This window comes from Allostreptomyces psammosilenae (assembly GCF_013407765.1).
GTDB classification, from domain to species: domain Bacteria; phylum Actinomycetota; class Actinomycetes; order Streptomycetales; family Streptomycetaceae; genus Allostreptomyces; species Allostreptomyces psammosilenae.
On the sequence record NZ_JACBZD010000002.1, the window covers coordinates 35,760 to 53,624 of the forward strand.

At 75.6% G+C, this 17,865-nt stretch carries 20 protein-coding genes; 14 read left to right on the top strand and 6 right to left on the bottom strand.

Features of this window, described 5'->3' with window-relative positions:
• Window positions 1-481: 481 nt before the first annotated feature.
• The 6 genes from FHU37_RS22500 to FHU37_RS22520 all read left to right on the top strand — a co-directional run bounded on the left by FHU37_RS22500 (window position 482) and on the right by FHU37_RS22520 (window position 6,069).
• Entirely contained in the window at window positions 482-793 is a 312-nt protein-coding gene (locus tag FHU37_RS22500) for a MoaD/ThiS family protein (RefSeq protein WP_179816509.1), read from the top strand.
• 587 nt (window positions 794-1,380) lie between these two features.
• Window positions 1,381-2,658: a hypothetical protein gene (locus FHU37_RS22505; protein WP_179816510.1), complete on the top strand. Its 1,278-nt coding sequence runs from the start codon at window positions 1,381-1,383 to the stop codon at window positions 2,656-2,658.
• Between the two features lie 765 nt (window positions 2,659-3,423).
• Complete coding sequence (locus tag FHU37_RS22510) at window positions 3,424-4,149, top strand: LmeA family phospholipid-binding protein (RefSeq protein WP_179816511.1); 726 nt, start codon at window positions 3,424-3,426, stop codon at window positions 4,147-4,149.
• Between the two features lie 299 nt (window positions 4,150-4,448).
• Window positions 4,449-4,529 (top strand): putative leader peptide, encoded by an 81-nt coding sequence (locus FHU37_RS29615; RefSeq protein WP_376774071.1) that lies wholly within the window; start codon window positions 4,449-4,451, stop codon window positions 4,527-4,529.
• Window positions 4,530-4,794: 265 nt separating this feature from the next.
• Window positions 4,795-5,637, top strand: coding sequence for a sulfurtransferase (locus FHU37_RS22515; RefSeq protein WP_179816512.1), 843 nt, complete (start codon window positions 4,795-4,797; stop codon window positions 5,635-5,637).
• A gap of 141 nt (window positions 5,638-5,778) precedes the next feature.
• Window positions 5,779-6,069 (top strand): DUF1416 domain-containing protein, encoded by a 291-nt coding sequence (locus FHU37_RS22520; RefSeq protein WP_179816513.1) that lies wholly within the window; start codon window positions 5,779-5,781, stop codon window positions 6,067-6,069.
• A 118-nt stretch (window positions 6,070-6,187) separates the two neighbouring features.
• Here FHU37_RS22520 and FHU37_RS22525 read toward each other — a convergent pair whose 3' ends face one another.
• Window positions 6,188-6,550, bottom strand: a complete 363-nt coding sequence (locus FHU37_RS22525; protein WP_179816514.1) for a DsrE family protein — start codon at window positions 6,548-6,550, stop codon at window positions 6,188-6,190.
• A 262-nt stretch (window positions 6,551-6,812) separates the two neighbouring features.
• Between FHU37_RS22525 and FHU37_RS22530 the strand changes: the two genes are divergently transcribed.
• The 3 genes from FHU37_RS22530 to ygfZ all read left to right on the top strand — a co-directional run bounded on the left by FHU37_RS22530 (window position 6,813) and on the right by ygfZ (window position 9,019).
• The gene (locus FHU37_RS22530; RefSeq protein WP_179816515.1) at window positions 6,813-7,421 is read left to right on the top strand and encodes a heme-binding beta-barrel domain-containing protein; all 609 of its coding nucleotides are present in this window, start codon (window positions 6,813-6,815) and stop codon (window positions 7,419-7,421) included.
• 78 nt (window positions 7,422-7,499) lie between these two features.
• A complete protein-coding gene (locus FHU37_RS22535; RefSeq protein ID WP_179816516.1) occupies window positions 7,500-7,967 on the top strand; it encodes a Fur family transcriptional regulator in 468 nt (155 codons plus the stop codon).
• A gap of 86 nt (window positions 7,968-8,053) precedes the next feature.
• Window positions 8,054-9,019 (top strand): CAF17-like 4Fe-4S cluster assembly/insertion protein YgfZ, encoded by a 966-nt coding sequence (gene ygfZ, locus FHU37_RS22540; protein ID WP_179816517.1) that lies wholly within the window; start codon window positions 8,054-8,056, stop codon window positions 9,017-9,019.
• Window positions 9,020-9,040: 21 nt separating this feature from the next.
• Here ygfZ and dtd read toward each other — a convergent pair whose 3' ends face one another.
• Window positions 9,041-9,466 (bottom strand): D-aminoacyl-tRNA deacylase, encoded by a 426-nt coding sequence (dtd, locus tag FHU37_RS22545; protein ID WP_179816518.1) that lies wholly within the window; start codon window positions 9,464-9,466, stop codon window positions 9,041-9,043.
• 313 nt (window positions 9,467-9,779) lie between these two features.
• Here dtd and FHU37_RS22550 point away from each other — a divergent pair, with 313 nt between their 5' ends.
• Window positions 9,780-10,496, top strand: a complete 717-nt coding sequence (locus FHU37_RS22550; protein WP_376774049.1) for an RsiG family protein — start codon at window positions 9,780-9,782, stop codon at window positions 10,494-10,496.
• Window positions 10,497-10,622: 126 nt separating this feature from the next.
• A complete protein-coding gene (locus tag FHU37_RS22555; protein ID WP_179816519.1) occupies window positions 10,623-11,957 on the top strand; it encodes a GNAT family N-acetyltransferase in 1,335 nt (444 codons plus the stop codon).
• Between the two features lie 52 nt (window positions 11,958-12,009).
• Here FHU37_RS22555 and FHU37_RS22560 read toward each other — a convergent pair whose 3' ends face one another.
• The gene (locus tag FHU37_RS22560; RefSeq protein WP_179816520.1) at window positions 12,010-12,459 is read right to left on the bottom strand and encodes an ArsR/SmtB family transcription factor; all 450 of its coding nucleotides are present in this window, start codon (window positions 12,457-12,459) and stop codon (window positions 12,010-12,012) included.
• Between the two features lie 96 nt (window positions 12,460-12,555).
• On the opposite strand from FHU37_RS22560, the gene FHU37_RS22565 reads away from it, so the two are divergent.
• Window positions 12,556-14,121: an MFS transporter gene (locus FHU37_RS22565; protein WP_179816521.1), complete on the top strand. Its 1,566-nt coding sequence runs from the start codon at window positions 12,556-12,558 to the stop codon at window positions 14,119-14,121.
• A 32-nt stretch (window positions 14,122-14,153) separates the two neighbouring features.
• On the opposite strand, the gene FHU37_RS22570 is transcribed toward FHU37_RS22565, so the two are convergent.
• The 3 genes from FHU37_RS22570 to FHU37_RS22580 all read right to left on the bottom strand — a co-directional run bounded on the left by FHU37_RS22570 (window position 14,154) and on the right by FHU37_RS22580 (window position 16,533).
• Window positions 14,154-14,804 carry a CatB-related O-acetyltransferase gene (locus FHU37_RS22570; protein WP_179816522.1) on the bottom strand — a complete coding sequence of 217 codons (651 nt, stop codon included), beginning with the start codon at window positions 14,802-14,804 and terminating at the stop codon, window positions 14,154-14,156.
• A gap of 145 nt (window positions 14,805-14,949) precedes the next feature.
• Window positions 14,950-15,531 (bottom strand): maleylpyruvate isomerase family mycothiol-dependent enzyme, encoded by a 582-nt coding sequence (locus FHU37_RS22575; RefSeq protein WP_179816523.1) that lies wholly within the window; start codon window positions 15,529-15,531, stop codon window positions 14,950-14,952.
• Window positions 15,532-15,636: 105 nt separating this feature from the next.
• Window positions 15,637-16,533, bottom strand: a complete 897-nt coding sequence (locus FHU37_RS22580) for an NAD(P)-dependent oxidoreductase (protein WP_179816524.1) — start codon at window positions 16,531-16,533, stop codon at window positions 15,637-15,639.
• Window positions 16,534-16,642: 109 nt separating this feature from the next.
• Here FHU37_RS22580 and FHU37_RS29145 point away from each other — a divergent pair, with 109 nt between their 5' ends.
• Entirely contained in the window at window positions 16,643-16,765 is a 123-nt protein-coding gene (locus FHU37_RS29145; RefSeq protein ID WP_281394822.1) for a hypothetical protein, read from the top strand.
• Between the two features lie 43 nt (window positions 16,766-16,808).
• The gene (locus FHU37_RS22585; RefSeq protein WP_179816525.1) at window positions 16,809-17,801 is read left to right on the top strand and encodes a GlxA family transcriptional regulator; all 993 of its coding nucleotides are present in this window, start codon (window positions 16,809-16,811) and stop codon (window positions 17,799-17,801) included.
• The last annotated feature ends 64 nt before the right edge of the window (window positions 17,802-17,865 follow it).

The window sequence follows — 17,865 nt, forward strand, 5'->3', positions numbered from 1 at the left end:
GCCCCGCCCGGCTTCATCGCCCGGATCCTTACATCGTCGAGAATAGCGGACGGTGCGGCGGCTGATCAGGGTTCGCGCAGTCGATCTCGTTGCCGCTTGATTTCCCCCGCGTTAACCGAACGGGCATCCAGGACGAATTCCGGCAGGCGGTGGCGGACGGTGACCCCTCTAATGCCGCCGCGCGGCGGCCGGGTAACACGGCGGAGGACGGCAGGTGAACAGCGTCACACCGGCCGGCCGGCGGGTGAGGTGGCGCCGCACACCGGCGCGGTCGCAACGCGTCACTTTCTCGCCCGAACTGGTGTCCGGGTGCTGGGCCGAACGGCGGCGCCCGAGGCCCGCCGACCGCCGGCGGCGCTCCGCGGGGGTGGCGCGGCGGTGGCGCGGCAGCGCCCGGCGCCCGCGTGCGGCGGGAACGGTCCCGGCGTGGTGGCCCGGCCCCGAGGCGGCTCACGGGCCGCGGACCGGCCATCATGGGGGGATGGAGAGTACTGCGACCGGCGGGCAGCGGGAGACGGTCGGTGCGGGCACACCGCCCGTCGGCACCCTGCGGTACTGGGCCGCCGCCAAGGCGGCGGCCGGGACGGCCGAGGAGCCCTACCGCGCGGCCACCCTCGCCGAGGCCCTGGCCGAGGCCCGGCGCGCCCGGCCCGACGACCACCGCTTCGCCGAGGTGCTGCGGCGCTCCTCCTTCCTGGTGGACGGCGACCCGGTGGGGGCCCGCGACCACCACGAGGTGCGACTGCGGGAGGGCGGCACGGTGGAGGTCCTGCCGCCCTTCGCCGGCGGCTGACCGACCGGGAACGGGTGCCGAGCCGGTCCGGCCCGTCGGCTCCGCCACCCCCCCGGCGTCACCGGGCCACAGGAACCCGCCCGCGGGCGGGCCGGCGGACAGCCGGAACACGTGCGACACGTGAGACAGCGGATCAGCCCCGGGGCGGGACGGCGACCGTCCCCCGCCGGCTCCTCCCGGTGAGGCGCGCGGCGGGGAGCGCGGGTGAACGGCAGGCCGCCGCGACGGCGTGAGGCGCGGACACGGTCCGAGGGAAAAAGGGTGAAGGCATGAGTGGCTGGGACGGAGGGCGCGCGGCGTCCGGTTGGCCGCGGCCGGAGGACGGCGGCCCAGCCGCCGCCGGCGACGAACGGTCGCGCCCGCCGGCCGGGGGACACCCCGCCGCCCAGGGGGCCGGCGGCTGGCCACCGGTCTCGGGGCCGTACCCGGAGCAGGCGCCGGCGAACCCGGCCGGTCAGGGGAGCTCCGTGAATCCCGTGAATCCGTTGGACTCCATGGCTCCCGCGAACCACGGGAGCCATGCGAACCACGGGAGCCATGCGAACCACGGGAGCCATGCGAACCACGGGAGGAGCCACGTGGACCCGATGAACCACGGGAGCGTGGGCCCGGTGGCCGCCGCGGCCCCCACCGCGGCGCCGGGCGCCTGGGGAACGCCGCCCGAGAGCGTCGGCCACGGCACCCACGCGCGCCGCCCCGTGGCCGCCCCGCCCCCGCCGTCCGCCCCACCCGCCCCGATGGCCGCGCCGTCGACGGACGAGACGATGATGCTCGCCCTCCCGCTGGCCCAGCGCCCCGCCGCGGACCCCCCCGCCGAGCCGGGCGCGGGCGCGAATCCCGGTCCGGGCGTGCCCGCCTCGGGGCCGGGCGGACGCCCGGGCCGCGCCGGCCGCCGCGCCGCGCACGCCGGCCAGCCCGGGGGCGGTCACACCGCGGGGGGCGTCGCCGGAGGAGCCACCGGAGGTGCCGCCGGCTCGGACGGCGCCCCGTCCGGAGCCCACCCGTGGCCCGCCGCCGGGGACGCCGCCGCGCCGTCGCCCGCCGGCGCGACCCGCACCGGCTCGCCGATCGTCCCGCCCGGGACCCGCCCGGCGCTGCTCACCGCCGCGTTCGCCGTCCTCCTCCTGCTCGCCGCGCTGCTCGGCATGTGGACGCTGGTGCCGGTCGTGATGCTGCTCCAGGTGCTCACCGCCGCCGGTTGGTTCCGGCTGAACGGCATGTGGCCGGCGCGCCAGGGCATCGCGCTGGCCGCGCTCTCGGCGCTCGTGGCCGACGTGGCGCTGTTGGTGGTCGGCCCCGACGGCTCCGGGATGGGCCGGGCGGGAGCGCTCGCCGGGGTGCTCGGTGCCGTGTGGCTGCTGCCGCTGGCCCAGCAGATGGCGCGCCGGGGCGGCCGTGAGGAACTGATCCCGGCGGTCACCGTGACCGCCTCGGCCACGGTGGTCTCGGTGATGGCAGGGACGTTCCTGCCGGCGCTGCGGGCCGCCCAGGACGCGGCGGAGGGCGCCGTCGGGTGGCCGGCGTCGGCACCGATCGTGCTGGGCGTGAGCGCGGTGGCGGTGGCCGTGCTCGCCGCCGCGGCGCCGGCCGCCCGGCTGCCGGGGCCGCTGCGCAACCCCGGCCTGCGCGCTGGTGCCGGCCTCGCGCTGGCCGCCGGCGTCGGCGCGGTGCTCGGCGGAGCCCTCGGCGTGGGCGCGCTGGCCGGCCTGGTGCTGGCGGCGGTGGCGGGCGTGCTCGGGCTGGCCGGGCGCCGGGTGGCCTCCTACGACTTCCCGTCCGCGTTCGTGCACCACACCGCCGGGGTGGCGCTGCCGCTCGCCCTGGCGGCCCCGGGAGTCTGGCTGGCCGCCGTGATCCTCGCCTAGGGCGAGCCGTCCCAGGGCGCACGCCGGGCCCGCCGAGCCCGCGGGGCTCGGCGGGGTCCTGCGCGCTGTCGAGTGCTTCGGGGGGGCGCCCCTGGCGAAGCCCGGGGCGCCCCCCAAAAAAGAGCAGCACACTCTGCCGTCGGGCCGGGGCGCGCGGGGCCCATGGGCGGGGATCCGATCGCCTCGGAGCGGAACGGCCGGTAGGGGGGCCGGGTGGGTCCCCCCGATTTCCACGGTCTCATGGGGGTGGTCGGGGGCGGCAGTCCCTCTTTCGGGGCTGTGGATGACTCGGGCCGGCGGCTGGGGGGAAACGGGGCCGGGCGGGGAAGGGGAAGGCGTCTCGGTGGGCGTTTCTCCTCGTGGATTGGGTGCACCGCTCGCCGGGGCGGGGGACGCGCATCGCGAGGCTCGCCGAGGCGGGGCGGGGCGGGGCGGGGCCGCGGGCACGGCACCACTCGCCGGGGCGGGGCGGGGCGGGGGAGGCGCACGGCACGCCTCGACGGGGGCAGGGCTGCGTACACGGCTCGTCGGGGTGGGGCGGGGGAGGCGCACGGCACGACTTGCGGAGGCGGGGCTGCACACGGCACGGCTCGCCGGGGTGGGCCGTGGTGGCGGGGTGGATCCGCGGGCGGCTCGCCCGCGTCCTTGTGCACACGGCCGTCCACTCGCCGACGACCCGCCGATGACCACCGCCGAGGGTGGCAGCGCCGGGTACGTGCCGATTGGATGGACGCGCACAGCCACGAAGGGGAGATGGGATCGGGGATGGCACGACGAGGTCTGAAGATCGGAATCGGCGTGCTCGTCGTGCTCGGCGGCCTGACGGTGGCGGCGGACCGGGTGGCGGTGGGCTTCGCGGAGGACCGCATCGCCGAGGCGGTGCGCTCGCGGATGGACCTGGCGCGGACGCCCGAGGTGCGGGTGGACGGCTTCCCCTTCCTGACCCAGGTGGTCGGCCGGGACCTGGAGGAGGTCTCGGTGACGGCGGAGGACGTCACCAGCACGGCCTCCACCGACGGCGGGGCCGCCGACCTGACCGTGGACCGGCTGGAGACCACCCTGCGCGGGGTCCGGCTGGACGCCGACTTCTCCGGGGGGACGGCCGCCGAGGCCGAGGCGACGCTCACCCTCTCCTACGAGGACCTCTCCGCCGCGATCGGCAACGGCGTGACCCTCAGCCCCGCGGGGGACACCGACGTGGAGGGCGGCAACGTCCGGGTCGCCGGCCGTTACGAGCTGTTCGGGCAGACCCTGGAGCTGGCCTACATCGGCCGGGTCGAGGTCGCCGGGGACGACACGCTGCGGCTGGAACTGCTCCAGGCGGAGGGCGGCGGGGCCCTGCCGTCCGCCCTGGAGGCCCTGGTGCGGCAGGCGGCGGGGGCGGGCGAACGGCGGGTGGCCCAGCTGCCCGAGGGCGTGGCGCTGGAGTCCCTGCGGACCACGCCCGACGCCGTGGTGGTGCACGCCACCGGCACCGACGTCCCGCTGTAGTCGCGCGGCCCGCGCGGACGGCGTGGCCCAACCCGGCTCGCCCTGCTCACCCTGGTCGCCCCGGCTCACCCTCGCCCGGCGTCCGCCTGGTGGACTCCGCCGGGCCGGCGTGGCGTCTCATCATTCGGGCGGGTGTGCGACACGTCGGCCCGGAACCGGGTGAAACCGGGCCGTCGGGGTAGGGATGGCGCGAGCGGGGCCGATGGGACGTCTTCCATGTCCCGGCATTCGAGCCTTTTCGTCTCATATCGCGAAACATGAATGACATCCCGTGTCGCCCGTCCTTAATATCGGGCCCCATGGAGCGACAGGCGGACCTCACCCAGCGGCGGGCCGTCGACCTGTGCCGCGTCGCCGCCGCGCTGTGTCGAATGCTCTGACGGGACGGCACTTCCCGGTCAGCCGACATGCCGTCCTCGCCTCCTCCCCGGGTCACCCGGCGAGGAGGAGGCCGCGGCCCTGGACGCCGCACCCTCCCGGCCCGGCCGGCGCACGGGAGTGGAGCCAGGCCCAGGGGCGCGTCCCCGCGCCGCGGCGCCCCCGGCCCCCGCGACGCACACGGGAGCCTGGGCACCGCCCGGCCACGCCAGCCCGACCCAACGCCCGCAGCGGAAACCAGCCGCACCTGCCCCCGGAGGGGAACTCATGGCACGCAGTGACGTACTCGTCGACGCCGACTGGGTGATCGCCCACCAGGACGACCCCAAGGTCGTCCTGGTCGAGGTGGACGAGGACACCAGCGCCTACGACAAGAACCACATCCGCAACGCGGTGAAGATCGACTGGAAGAAGGACCTCCAGGACCCGGTCCGCCGCGACTTCGTGGACCGTGAGGGCTTCTCCAAGCTGCTGTCCGAGCGCGGCATCGCCAACGACGACACCGTGGTGCTCTACGGCGGCAACAACAACTGGTTCGCCGCCTACGCCTACTGGTACTTCAAGCTCTACGGCCACGAGGACGTGCGCCTGCTCGACGGCGGCCGCAAGAAGTGGGAGCTGGACTCCCGCGAGCTGGTCGCCGAGGTGCCGCAGCGCGCGGCCACCGAGTACCAGGCCAAGGAGCCCGACCTGTCGATTCGCGCCTTCCGCGACGACGTCGTGGCCGCCATCGGCAACCTCAACCTGGTCGACGTGCGCTCCCCCGACGAGTTCACCGGCAAGCTGCTCGCCCCGGCCCACCTGCCGCAGGAGCAGTCGCAGCGCGCCGGTCACGTCCCGACCGCCCGCAACATCCCGTGGTCGAAGTCCGCCAAGGACGACGGCACCTTCCGCAGCGACGAGGAGCTGCGGCAGATCTACACCGAGGCCGGTGTCGACCTGGACCGCGACACCATCGCCTACTGCCGCATCGGTGAGCGCTCCGCGCACACCTGGTTCGTGCTGCACGAGCTGCTGGGCCAGGAGAACGTCAAGAACTACGACGGCTCCTGGACCGAGTACGGCTCCCTGGTGGGCGTGCCGATCGAGCTCGGCACCGGCGAGGAGTGAGGTGGTGGGGGCGCGGGCCCGGCGACGGCCCGCGCCCCCGCCGTCCCCCCCCGCCACCGATCCCCGACCGAACCCCCGACCGATCCGATGTCCGGCGCCGAACCGGACGCCCCGCCTCGTCAACGGAAGGAAGCGCAGGACATGTGTGGTGCCAAGGCCGGTGGGCCTGACCTGAAGGGCGTCGACACCGACGGCCAGACCATCATCCAGGGATCCGTGGTCCGCGACGGCGAGCCCGTCAACGGCTACGTCCGTCTGCTGGACGCCGACGGCGAGTTCACCGCCGAGGTCCCCACCTCGGCCACCGGCCAGTTCCGGTTCTTCGCCGCCCCCGGCACCTGGACGCTGCGGGCCCTGGTGCCCGGTGCCACGGTGGACCGCACCGTGGTGGCCCAGCAGGGCTCCCCGGCCGAGGTGGCCATCGTCGTCTGAGTCCGGACGGCGCACACCCCACGCGCACGTCCCGCGCGCCCTCGTGGGCCCGCGCCGCTGCCCCGGCGCGGGCCCACGGCGTTGTCCGTCGATCGCCGAGACGGCCGCCGGGGCGGCGTCAGTAGACCAGCGCCCGGACGCCCTCGGCCATCGCCTCCGCGACGAACACCTGGGCGCCGGCGATGCGCACGCCCTCCAGGACGTCCTCCGCGGTGATGTCGCGGCGTGCCGCGCACTGCGTGCACAGGGTGACCGAGCCGCCGGCGAGGACCGCGTCCAGCAGGTCCGGCAGCGGAGCGGAGTGCGGCAGCTCGAACTCGGCCGCCCGCCCGGGCAGCGCGAACCAGGCGGACTCGCCGGTCAGCCACAGGGACACCTCGACCCCGCTGGCCACCGCCACCGCCGCCACGGTGAACGCCTGGGAGCAGCGCTCCGGAGAGTCGCTGCCCGCGGTTACCTTGATCACCAGCTTGTCGGCCACGCCACCACCCTATGCTCCCGGCCTCCCGCAGGCCGCGCCCGGTGCCCCCTCGACTAGACTCGGCCCGAAGGACCGACGTCTTGCCGTCCCGTGTCTCGTGGGGAGCGACCGCAATGCTGCACTACTTCTTCACCACCCTGATGGTCGTCGTGTTCGTCGCGGTCGTCTGGTTCGCCGCCTTCGTGCTGCTGCGGCTGTACCGCGGCCAGAACTGAGCACCGACCTCCCCCCGCCTGCTCGCTCCCAGCCAACCGAAGAGACCATGATCGAGATCCCCTCCGACCTCCACCCCGACCTCGTTCCCTACGCCTTCCTGCTCGGCAGTTGGAAGGGCCTGGGGGTCGGCCAGGATCCGCACGTCACGGACGCGGCCCCGGCCCGGCCGGTCACCGAGGGCGCTCCCACCCCGGAGCCCGGCTCGTTCAACTTCAGCCAGGAGGTCGTCTTCGGCCACGAGGGCGCGGGCCGCTTCCTCAGCTACCGCTCCCGGGTGTGGCTGCTGGACGCGGACGGCAAGGAGGGCCGGCTGCTGACCGCCGAGTCCGGCTACTGGCGTCCCGGCCCGGACCGCCAGGTCGAGGTGCTGCTGGCCCACGACGAGGGGTTCGTCGAGGTCTGGGTGGGCGAGCGCGACGCCGACCGGCCGAAGATCGAGATCGTCACGGACGCGGTGGCCCGCACCGCCACCGCCATCGACTACAGCGGCGGCCACCGGCTGTACGGGCTGGTCAACGGCGACCTGCTGTGGGCCTTCGACCGGGCCGCGCACGGCGAGCCGCTGAAGTCGTACCTGTCCGCGACACTGAAGAAGCAGGCGCCGCAGGACGGCATCGTCTTCGACATCGGGGGCGACGCCACCGGCGCCGGCTGAGCCCACCGGCCCGCGGCCGGGCCGGTGCGCGAGCCGGGCGGCTCTCAGGAGGCTTCGACGGCGAGGAGGCGCGGCGGAGTGAGCACCGACTGGAAGGCCGACCTGCGGCGGCGCGGCTACCGGCTGACGCCGCAGCGCCAGCTCGTGCTGGAGGCCGTGGACGCGCTGGACCACGCCACGCCGGACGCCATCCTCACCGAGGTGCGCCGGACCGCCAGCGGGGTCAACATCTCCACGGTCTACCGCACCCTGGAGCTGCTGGAGGAGCTGGGCCTGGTCTCGCACGCCCACCTCGGGCACGGTGCGCCCACCTACCACATCGCCTCCCGGCACCAGCACCTGCACCTGGTGTGCCGGGACTGCGACCGGGTGATCGAGACGGAGACCTCGGTGGCGCAGCCGCTGACCGACTGCCTCCGCGAGCGCTACGGCTTCGAGACCGACATGAAGCACTTCGCGATCTTCGGGCGCTGCGCGGAGTGCGTGGCGCGGAACGCGGCCGCGGCCGGCCAGCGCTCCGCCGCCTCCGCCCACCCCGCCGACTGAACCCGCGGCGCGGACGACCGCTCCCGCCGGGCGGGCCGGGGGAGCGGCCGGCGGGAACCGCGCGGGGACGGCCTACGCTGGGGGACATGAGGAGTCCCCTGCTGAACCTGCCAGGTGCCGTGCCCGCCGAGGGCGCGGACGAGGGCGTCGCCGCGCACTACGGCGACCTGTTCCGCGAGCAGCGGGCGCTCGCCCGGGGGGAGGGCTTCGTCGACCTCTCGCACCGCGGCGTGCTCCGGGTGACCGGCGAGGACCGGCTGCCCTGGCTGCACCTGCTGGTCAGCCAGCACGTGGAGCGGCTGGAGCCGAACACCGCCGTCGACGCGCTGATCCTGGACGCCAACGGACGGGTGGAGCACCACCTCCAGATGGTCGACGACGGCACCGCCACCTGGATGCACGTGGAGCCGGGCACCACCGGCGCGCTGCTGGAGTACCTGGAGAAGATGCGCTTCTTCTACCGGGTGGAGCCGCAGGACGTCACCGACGCGACCGCCGTGCTGTTCCTGCCGGCGGGCTCGGTGGCCGAGGTGCCCGAGGCGGTGGCGGTCCGCGAGACGGCCTGGGGCCGGGACGTGCTGGTGCCGCGGGACGCGCTGGAGACGATGGCGGGCCGGCTGGGCAGCCCGGCCGGCTCGTGGGCCTTCGAGGCGCTGCGCATCGAGGACCACCGGCCGCGCCTCGGCTTCGAGACCGACCACAAGACCATCCCGCACGAGGTGGGCTGGATCGGCCAGGCCGTGCACCTGGACAAGGGGTGCTACCGGGGGCAGGAGACCGTCGCCCGGGTGCACAACCTGGGCCGGCCGCCGCGGCGCCTGGTCTTCCTGCACCTGGACGGCACCGAGGAGGTGCTGCCCGGCCACGGCACGCCGGTGCGGCTGGCCGCGGACGGCCCGGAGGGGCGGCCGGTGGGTTTCGTGACGTCGTCGGCGCGCCACCACGAGATGGGGCCGATCGCCCTGGCACTGGTGAAGCGGAACACCCCGGCCGACGCCACCCTGCTGGCGGGCACCGTTCCGGCCGGCCAGGAGGTCGTGGTCGAGGCGTGACCCGCGCCGGGACGGGGCTGCTCAGACCTCCAGCAGGAGGGTCACCGGGCCGTCGTTGGTGAGCGAGACCTTCATGTCGGCGCCGAACCGGCCGGTGGCCACGGTCGCGCCCAGCTCCCGCAGCCGCTCCACCACGGCGGCCACCAGCGGCTCGGCCACCGGCCCGGGGGCGGCGGCGTTCCAGGTCGGGCGCCGCCCCTTGCGGGCGTCGCCGTAGAGCGTGAACTGACTGATCACCAGCAGCGGCGCGCCGATGTCCGAGCAGGACTTCTCGCCGTCGAGGACGCGCAGCGACCACAGCTTGCGCGCCAGCCGCTCGGCGTGCGCCGGCGTGTCGTCGTGGGTGACGCCCACCAGCACGCACAGCCCGGGGCCGGCGATCTCGCCGACCACCTCGCCGTCCACCCGGACGGCCGCCTCCGTCACCACCTGCACCACCGCTCGCATGCGGCCATTGTGGCAGGGCCCGGCGTACACCCGGACGGAGGGAACATGGTTCGAACACGGCGCCAAAGCAGGGCCGTTCGGGTGCCTGCGGCGGCCCGGCGGCTCCGCGCGGTGGCACGATGCACGGGGTGGTCGCGTACGCCTCCCCCGGTTCTCCGCCACCCGGTCCGCCGCCGCGTCGGCGGGCACCTCGGGGAACACCGCGCGGGGTGCGGAGCACACGGGTCGGGCGCCACGGGGTGAGCGGCCGGCCAGCACATTCGGGGGCGAAGAGCGCTAACGGCGCCGCCACGGCGCCGGGAAGGGTGGGAGCGTGGTCGGTGAGGACATGGAGGCGGGCACGCCGGAGGATCCGGTGGAGCGGCTGACGACCAGCGTTCACCCGCTGGAGGCCACGGTCGGCGAGGACCGCGAACTGCGGGCCATGGCGCTCGGCGAGCTGCGGGCGGCCCGCCGGCACCTGCAGCAGCAGGAGGCGGACCTGTCCTATCTGCGCCGGCTGCTCCAGGGGCGGATCGACATCCTGCGGGCCGAGCTGGCCGACCGCCGGCAGGCCCAGGAGGCCGCCGCGCGGCAGGCGGCGGCCCAGCAGGCGGCCGGTGGAGCGGGAGAGCGGGCCGAGTCGGGGCCCGGGGGCCCGGGAGAGCAGCGCGCCGGCTACGGCCCGACCCGCAGCGGGACCGGCGACGTGCTGTTCGGCGACCACGTGCTGCGCCGGCTGCCGCAGATCCTGGCCGACGCGCCGTCCCCGGTGCGCAGCTCGGCGCGCCACGTGACGCTGCGCACGCCCGGCGACGGGGAGTACCTGGACCGGCTGCACGCCGTGCTCGGGGACGTGGCGCTGTCGGACCTGCACGCGCGGAGCGAGGCGGAGCTGGGCCGTGCCCTGGAGCGGCTGGCGGCCCAGGAGCACCGGGTGTCGACGCGCCGCCAGCAGTTGCAGCGGATGGTGGACGGGTGCAGCCGGGAGATCACCCGGCGCTACCGGGACGGCGAGGCGCGCGTGGAGGACCTGCTCGCCCCGGGCTGATCCGGCCGGCCCGCGCCCCCGGCGGGCCACCGGGTCCGGGGCCGCCCCGGCGACGACCCCCGCGGTGGCCCCCGCGGCGGGAAAAACGGATGTGGTCCGGGCCGTGGACCCCCTACCGTCGGCCCCATGGGAGCTACGAGTCAGAACGTGGAGGGTCCGTCCGTCGCAGGCGCGCCGGCCGGGGCGGGGGACGACGCGGCGGCCGGCGGCGGGGTGGGCGTGGAGGTGGTGGAGGTCGGCCCGGAGGACCACGTGGCCTTCGTCCGGGCCGTCGACACCGGCTTCCTGCGCCGCCGCAAGGCCACCGACGAGGAGGTGCTCGCCGGCTGGGGGCCGCTGCTGAGCACCGGGCGGCTGCGCGCGGCGGTGGACGGCGGCCGCTACGTCGGCACCTTCCGCAGCTTCGACACCGAGCTGACCCTCCCCGGCGGCTCCGCCCTGCCGGTGGACGCGATCAGCGCGGTGACCGTCACCGCCACCCACCGCCGGCGCGGCGTGCTCAGCCGGATGATGGCGGCGGACCTGCGGGCCGCCGCGGACCGCGGGCAGGCGGCGGCGATCCTGGTCGCCGCCGAGTACCAGATCTACGGGCGCTTCGGCTTCGGCCCGGCCACCGAGCAGCTGACCGGCGAGGTGGTCAAGGCCCGCGCGGGGCGGCTGCCGGATCCGTCGGCCGGCGGATCGGCGGGCGGACGGGTGGAGCTGGTCGACACCGCGGAGTACCGCGCCCTCGCCCCGGCGGTGTTCGAGCGGCTGCGGGCGACCCGCCACGGGGTGATCGTCCGCGACGACCGCTGGTGGGACATCGCCACCGGCATCCACGCCCTGCCCGGCGAGGAGTGGAACGAGCCCTTCTGGGCGGTGTACCGGGACGCCTCCGGCGCCGTCACCGGGACGCTCCGCTACCGGGTGGAGACCCGCTGGGACCGGGAGGTGCCGGACGGCCGGCTCACCGTGGAGGACCTGATCGCCCCCGACCCGGAGGCGGCCGCCGCGCTGGTGCGGTACGCGCTGGGGGTGGACCTGGTCACCCGGGTGGAGTTCGTGCAGCGCCCGGTGGACGAGGTGGTCCCGCTGCTGCTGGAGGACGCCCGCGGCTGGCGCGTCCTGGAGCACGTGGACTGGATGTGGCTGCGGATCCTCGACGTGCCGGCGCTGTTCGCGGCGCGCCGCTACGCTGTCGAGGGGAGCCTGGTGCTGCGGGTGCGGGACCGGGACGGCTACGCCGAGGGCACCTTCGCGCTGGAGGGCGGCCCGGACGGCGCGACGTGCCGGCGGACCGGCGCGGCGCCGGACGTGGAGCTGGAGGCGGCCACGCTGGCCCGGCTGGCGCTGGGTGGCGCGTCGGCTGCGCGGCTGCACCGGGCGGGGCTGCTGACGGAGCACCGCCCGGGCGCGGCGCACCGCGCCGACGTGCTGCTGCGCACCGCCGAGTCGCCGTGGTGCCCGGACAACTTCTGAGCCGGCCGCCGTCGGGGCGGGCGGCCGCGTAGGAGGAGCGGGCCTCGGGGGCTCAGGCTCGGGTGGCCAGGGGCCGCTGTCGCGGCGGCTCCTGGCCGTTCTCCCCGGCGTCCCCGGCCTCCCGGGCGCCGGCCCCGCGGGTCGTGGCGGTCGCCCCGGCGGCGTCGGCCGCGCGGGCCGGTCCGGGTACGGGGCGGGCGAGCACGGCGCCGAGCAGGCCGGGGAAGCGCGCGTCGAGGTCGTCCCGGCGCAGCGAGACCAGCCGTCGGGCGCCGTCGATGCGGGTCCCGGTCAGTCCGGCCTCGCGGAGGATGCGCAGGTGGTGGGACATCGTCGACTTCCCGCAGGGCTCCCCGATCTCCTCGTGCACCTGCCCGCAGGTGAGTTCGCCGGCGGCGTCGATGGCGCGCACCGTGGCCAGCCGTACCGGGTCGGCGAGCGCCCCCAGCACCGTGGGGAGGTCGATCTCCTCCGGCGCGGGTTGGCGGAAGTGTTCACCCATGCGCCCAGCATAGGTGCCCCTTGCAAGGGTGTCGATGACCATCGTAGTGTTCGATACCCATCAAACAGTTCGTCGTCCCTCGATCATGGAGTGCCGGTGGCCGCCAGCCCCCCGAACACGACCGAGCCCGATCCACGCCGGTGGCGGATGCTGCCGCTGATACTCGTGGCGACCTTCATGGCCCAGTTCGACTTCTTCGCCGTGAACGTCGCCGCCCCCGTGCTCCGCGACGACCTGCACGTCGACGACGCCGCGCTGGAACTCGTCGTCGCCGGCTACGCCTTCACCTACGCCAGCGGCATGGTGACCGGCGGCCGACTCGGCGACCTGTTCGGCTACCGCCGGCTCTTCCTCATCGGCGTGGCCGCCTTCGCCCTCGCCTCGCTGCTCTGCGGCATCGCCGCCACCCCCGGGCAGCTCGTCGCCGCCCGGCTGCTCCAGGGACTGACCGGCGCGGTGATGGTGCCGCAGGTGCTGGCCCTGATCACCGCCGGCTTCCCGGTCCACGAGCGGTCCCGCGCGCTGACCTGGTACGGCATCACCGGCGGCGTCGCCTCGATCGCCGGCCAGGTGCTCGGCGGCCTGCTGCTCGACGCCGACCTGTTCGGCCTCAGCTGGCGCAACATCTTCCTGGTCAACGTGCCGGTCGGCCTGGTCCTGGTGATCGTCGCCCCGCGGCTGCTGCCCGCCGTGGCCAAGGCCGGCCACCGGCCCCGACTGGACCCGCTCGGTGCCGTCGCCATCTCCGCCGGCCTCGCCCTGGCCCTGGTGCCGCTCGCCCTCGGCCACGCCGAGGGGTGGCCGCTGTGGACGTGGATCTCGCTGGCCGCCTCCCTGCCGGTGCTGCTGCTGGCCATCGCCTGGGAGCGGCGGCTCACCCGGCGCGGCGGGGACCCGCTGCTCGACCTCACGCTCTTCCGCGACCGGGCGTTCTCCGGCGGACTCGCGGTCAACGTGGCCTTCATGGCCTACTGGGGCGGCTTCATGTTCGTGCTCGCCCTGTTCCTGCAGAGCGGCCTCGGGCTCAGCCCCACGGCGGCCGGGCTCACCTTCGCGCCGCTCGGCATCACCTTCATGGCCACCACCTTCCTCGGCCGCCGGCTGAGCGTCCGGCGCGGCCCGGTGCCGGTCATGGCCCTCGGCTTCACGCTCAGCGGCGTCGGCCTGCTGGCGCTGACGGCCGGACTCGCCGTGGCCGGCGACGGCGCCGGGCCGGTGCTGGTCGCCACCACGCTCGGCGTGGTCGGGCTGGGCAACGGCCTGGTCATGGCGCTGCTGGTGGGGGCCGTGCTGAGCGGCGTCCGGCCGGCCCGCGCCGGGGCCGCCTCCGGCGTCCTCACCACCACGCAGCAGTTCGCCAGCGCCACCGGCGTGGCGGTGCTGGGCGCGGTCTTCTTCAGCGTCCTGGGCCCGGATCCGGACCGCGCCGGCTACGCCTCCACCACGGCCCTGATCATGGCCGGGGCCGCCGGCCTGCTGCTGGTCGCCCTCGCGCTGCTCCGCCTGCTGCGCACCGGGGCCAGGCCGGCCGTGGCCGGCGCCGGCAGCGGGGGTGGGGGCGGCACCGGCGGCGGCGCCGGCGGCGCGACCCGTCCGGCGCCCGTCGAGGAACGCCGGCTGGTGCCGGCCGAGGCCGCGGAGGCTCCCGCGCGCGCCGAGTGAGGCACGCCGCCCCCTCCCCCGCCGCGCCCGCGTCAGGTGGTGGGGGCGCCTGGGGCGGCGGCCTCCAGGTCGGCCACGCTGCCCGACATGATCGTCCGCACGTGCCTGGTGATGTGCTCCGCGGGCCAGTCCCACCAGGCCACCGCCAGCAGCCGGGCGACGTCCTCGTCGCTGTAGCGGGTGCGGATGAGCCGGGCCGGGTTGCCGCCGACGATCCCGTAGTCGGGGACGTCCGCGGTGACCACGGCGCCGGAGCCGATGATCGCCCCGTGCCCGATCCGCACGCCGGGCATCACCGTCGAGCCGTAGCCGAACCAGACGTCGTTGCCGACCACGGTGTCCCCGCGGTTCGGCAGGCCGGTGAGCAGGTCGAAGTGCTCGGCCCAGGAGCCGCCCATGGTGGGGAAGGGGAAGGTCGAGGGGCCGTCCATGCGGTGGTTGGCGCCGTTCATGATGAACCGCACCCCGGTGCCCAGCGCGCAGAACCTGCCGATGACCAGCTTCTCCGGCCCGTAGTGGTAGAGCACGTTGCGGGTTTCGAAGGCGGTCGCGTCGTCCGGGTCGTCGTAGTAGGAGTACTCCCCGACCTCGATCAACGGGGACTTCACCAGCGGCTTGAGCAGCACCACCCGCGGCTGGTCGGGCATCGGGTGCAGCACCGTCGGGTCGGCGGGCAGGGGCATGACGAGCTACTCCATGGGGTCGCGGTCGGTGTCCGCCCCATGATCGCGGTGGTGTGCCCGCAGGAACACCGATTTACCGGCGGGGAGAACACCCGGGGAGCGGGCCGGCCGGCCCGGGCCGGCCGGCCCGCCTCCACCACGTTCCTCAGCGCACCCGTCCGTCCCACTGGCACCGCTCCAGGCGGGCCAGGCCGGGCAGCGCGATCCGGCCCGCGCACCACAGCAGCGTCTCCGACGCGCCGTGGCCGGACGGCGCGTCGGGGAAGAGCCGCCGCACCGCCGGTGCGCTGAGCTCGTCCGGCGGCGTCCAGTCGAGGCCGAGGGTGCGGGCGATGTCGTAGGTGTGCACCAGCATCTCCACCAGCGCCATGGCGGCGAATCCCGGGCCGTCGGAGGTGCCCCACGGGTGCCAGGCGCGTGCCTCGGGCGCGGCCTCGCGCACGGTCGAGGCGAGGAGCGCGGCCGAGATCCGGACGCCCTCCAGGCAGGTCGGGATCGGTGTTCCCTCCGCCAGCGAGGCGGACAGCGCGGTGAACCGGTCGGTGGGCTGGGCGATGAGCAGCCCGGCGTAGCCGACCAGCCCGAGCGCGAGGTGGTCCAGCGTGGTGCGGCAGCTCCAGTCGAGGCCGGTCGCCGGGCGGGACCAGTCCTGGTCGGCGCCCTTGTCCAGGACGGCCGTGCACTCGTCGGCGGCGCGGGTCACCAGGTCGGGCCAGGGGGTGGTCATCTGGGTCGGTCCGTTCGTCTGTTCGTGGCGTGCGTTGGTACGGCTACTCGGTAGGGGTATGGGCGCGGGTGCGGGGGGCGGCGCCGCCCCCCGCACCCGGGGGCCTCACGCGGGCTTGCGCATGACCTCCACCAGGCTGGCGAAGCTGGAGCCGCCGTGGCCGGCGGCGATCGCCCGCTCGGCGAGCGTCTTGATCAGCGTCGGCAGCTCCACGTTGACGCCGCGCTCGCGGCTGGCGTGCAGGACGTGCTCCATCGTGGTCACCTGGATGTCCAAGGTGGCGTCCGCCGGGTACGCGCCGGCGTCCACCTGCTTGGCGTACTCGGTCAGGTAGCCGGTGATGGTGGACAGCCAGCGGTTGCCGACCGGGGTGAACGTCCTTGCGTCCACGCCCTCCGCGCCGAGCAGCGCCACCGCGTGCACGTAGCCGCTCATCGTCGACCACATCAGGCCCAGCAGCGCCACGTCGTACAGCGACGCCAGCCCGAAGTCCTCGCCCAGGTGCGTGGTGCCGCCGCCCAGGGCGGCCAGCGTGGCCCGGTGGGCGTCGAAGAGGGCGCGGGGACCGCTGTAGAGCAGCACCGCCTCCGGCTGCCCCACCCCGATCGGGATGGACATGACCGCGCCGTCGAGGTAGGGGATGCCGTGCCCGGCCGCCCAGTCCGCCGTCTGGCGGGCCTGCTCCGGGGAGCCGGAGGTCAGGTTCACCAGGGTGCGTCCCGCCAGCGTGCCGGTCAGCGGCTCCAGCAGCTCCAGCGCCACCTCGTAGGTGGACAGGCAGACCACCACCACCTCGGCCGCCGCCACGGCCTCGGCGACCGTCCCGGCGCGGACGGCGCCCCGGTCGACCAGCGCGTCGGCCTTGTCGGCCGTCCGGTTCCAGACGGTCGTCGGGTGACCGGCGTTCAGGAAGGCGCCGGCCAGCGCCTGGCCCATCAGGCCGAGGCCGATGACCGCCACGCCCTCGCGGGTCTCGGACGGAGTGTTCGCGTCGGACCGCATTCGGTGTGCTCCTCGTGTGTCTGACGCGGCGCCGGCCGGGCCGGGCCGCGTGTCCCGTTCGATCGGGAACCACGTTCCCAGCGGGCGCCGCGCGCCGACAGTGGCAGGAGTGACGACCTTCGTACGGATCCTGCCGCGCCCGCCGGACGTGCCCACCGGACGTGCGCCGGACGTGCCCGCCGGCGCCGCCGGTCCGGACGCCGCGTCGGAAGCGGCGGGTGCGCTGTCGTGAAAGGGTGTCGGCGCTGTCGGCGCGGCTGCGTACCCTGGCCGGCATGAGCCCTGGTTCCGTCGCTGTGGCCGTGATCGACGACGCGGACACCCACCCCTGGGATCTGTTCGAGCTGGCCATCGTCTGCGCGGTCTTCGGCAAGGCGCAGCCCGACCTGGCCGACCCCTGGTACGACCTGCGGCTGTGCGGCTCCCGGGCGGGCGCCACCCGCGCCGGCTTCGGGTTCGTCCTGGACACCCGGTACGGCCTGGCGGACCTCCCGAAGGCCGACACGGTGATCGTGCCCTCGGTGCCGGACGAGTGCGTGGAGGGCGACCGCGAGCTCGACCCGGAGCTGATCGACGCGCTGCGCGAGGCCAGCGCCGCCGGCGCCCGCATGGTCTCGCTCTGCAACGGCGCCTTCGCCCTGGCCGCCGCCGGCATCCTCGACGGCCGGCGGGCCACCGCCCACTGGGTGCACACCGCCACCCTCGCCCGCCGCTACCCCCGGGTGCGGGTCGACGACTCCGTGCTCTACGTCGACGACGGCGACGTGCTCACCAGCGCCGGCGTCACCGCCGGGCTGGACCTGTGCCTGCACCTGGTGCGCCGTGACCTCGGGGCGACCGTCGCCAACCAGCTGGCCCGCCGCATGGTGGTGCCGGCGCACCGCCCGGGCGGCCAGGCGCAGTTCGTCGACCTGTCCGTCCCGGCCTGCGACGACGACAGCCTGGGGCCGGTGCTGGAGTGGGCCACGGCCCACCTCGACCAGCCGCTCACCGTGGAGGACCTGGCCCGGCGGGCCGGCATGAGCACCCGGACGTTCTTCCGGCGCCTGCACTCCGCCACCGGCACCACCCCGCTGAGGTGGCTGCTGGGCCAGCGGCTGGCCCGCGCGCAGAGCCTGCTGGAGTCCACCAACCTGTCGATCGACCAGGTGGGCCAGTACAGCGGGCTGGGCACCGGGACCAACCTGCGGCGCCACTTCACCGCCCACGTCGGTGTGCCGCCCAGCGACTACCGACGCGCCTTCCAGCAGTCCCGCCCGGAGCACTGACCGCCGCGAGCCGGGGGCGCGCGAGGTGGCCGATCGGGCCGAAAAAATTTAACCGAGTAACGTT

Bases quoted from the DNA above. Each gene is read 5' to 3' on its own strand.
- ygfZ (WP_179816517.1), top strand. From the start codon at position 8,054: ATGAGGAGTCCCCTGCTGAACCTGCCAGGTGCCGTGCCCGCCGAGGGC.
- FHU37_RS22505 (WP_179816510.1), top strand. From the start codon at position 1,381: ATGAACCACGGGAGCGTGGGCCCGGTGGCCGCCGCGGCCCCCACCGCG.
- FHU37_RS22575 (WP_179816523.1), bottom strand. From the start codon at position 15,531: ATGACCACCCCCTGGCCCGACCTGGTGACCCGCGCCGCCGACGAGTGC.
- FHU37_RS22560 (WP_179816520.1), bottom strand. From the start codon at position 12,459: ATGGGTGAACACTTCCGCCAACCCGCGCCGGAGGAGATCGACCTCCCC.
- FHU37_RS22520 (WP_179816513.1), top strand. From the start codon at position 5,779: ATGTGTGGTGCCAAGGCCGGTGGGCCTGACCTGAAGGGCGTCGACACC.
- FHU37_RS29615 (WP_376774071.1), top strand. From the start codon at position 4,449: ATGGAGCGACAGGCGGACCTCACCCAGCGGCGGGCCGTCGACCTGTGC.
- FHU37_RS22580 (WP_179816524.1), bottom strand. From the start codon at position 16,533: ATGCGGTCCGACGCGAACACTCCGTCCGAGACCCGCGAGGGCGTGGCG.
- FHU37_RS22570 (WP_179816522.1), bottom strand. From the start codon at position 14,804: ATGCCCCTGCCCGCCGACCCGACGGTGCTGCACCCGATGCCCGACCAG.
- dtd (WP_179816518.1), bottom strand. From the start codon at position 9,466: ATGCGAGCGGTGGTGCAGGTGGTGACGGAGGCGGCCGTCCGGGTGGAC.
- FHU37_RS22510 (WP_179816511.1), top strand. From the start codon at position 3,424: ATGGCACGACGAGGTCTGAAGATCGGAATCGGCGTGCTCGTCGTGCTC.
- FHU37_RS22530 (WP_179816515.1), top strand. From the start codon at position 6,813: ATGATCGAGATCCCCTCCGACCTCCACCCCGACCTCGTTCCCTACGCC.
- FHU37_RS22555 (WP_179816519.1), top strand. From the start codon at position 10,623: ATGGGAGCTACGAGTCAGAACGTGGAGGGTCCGTCCGTCGCAGGCGCG.
- FHU37_RS22500 (WP_179816509.1), top strand. From the start codon at position 482: ATGGAGAGTACTGCGACCGGCGGGCAGCGGGAGACGGTCGGTGCGGGC.
- FHU37_RS22515 (WP_179816512.1), top strand. From the start codon at position 4,795: ATGGCACGCAGTGACGTACTCGTCGACGCCGACTGGGTGATCGCCCAC.
- FHU37_RS22585 (WP_179816525.1), top strand. From the start codon at position 16,809: ATGAGCCCTGGTTCCGTCGCTGTGGCCGTGATCGACGACGCGGACACC.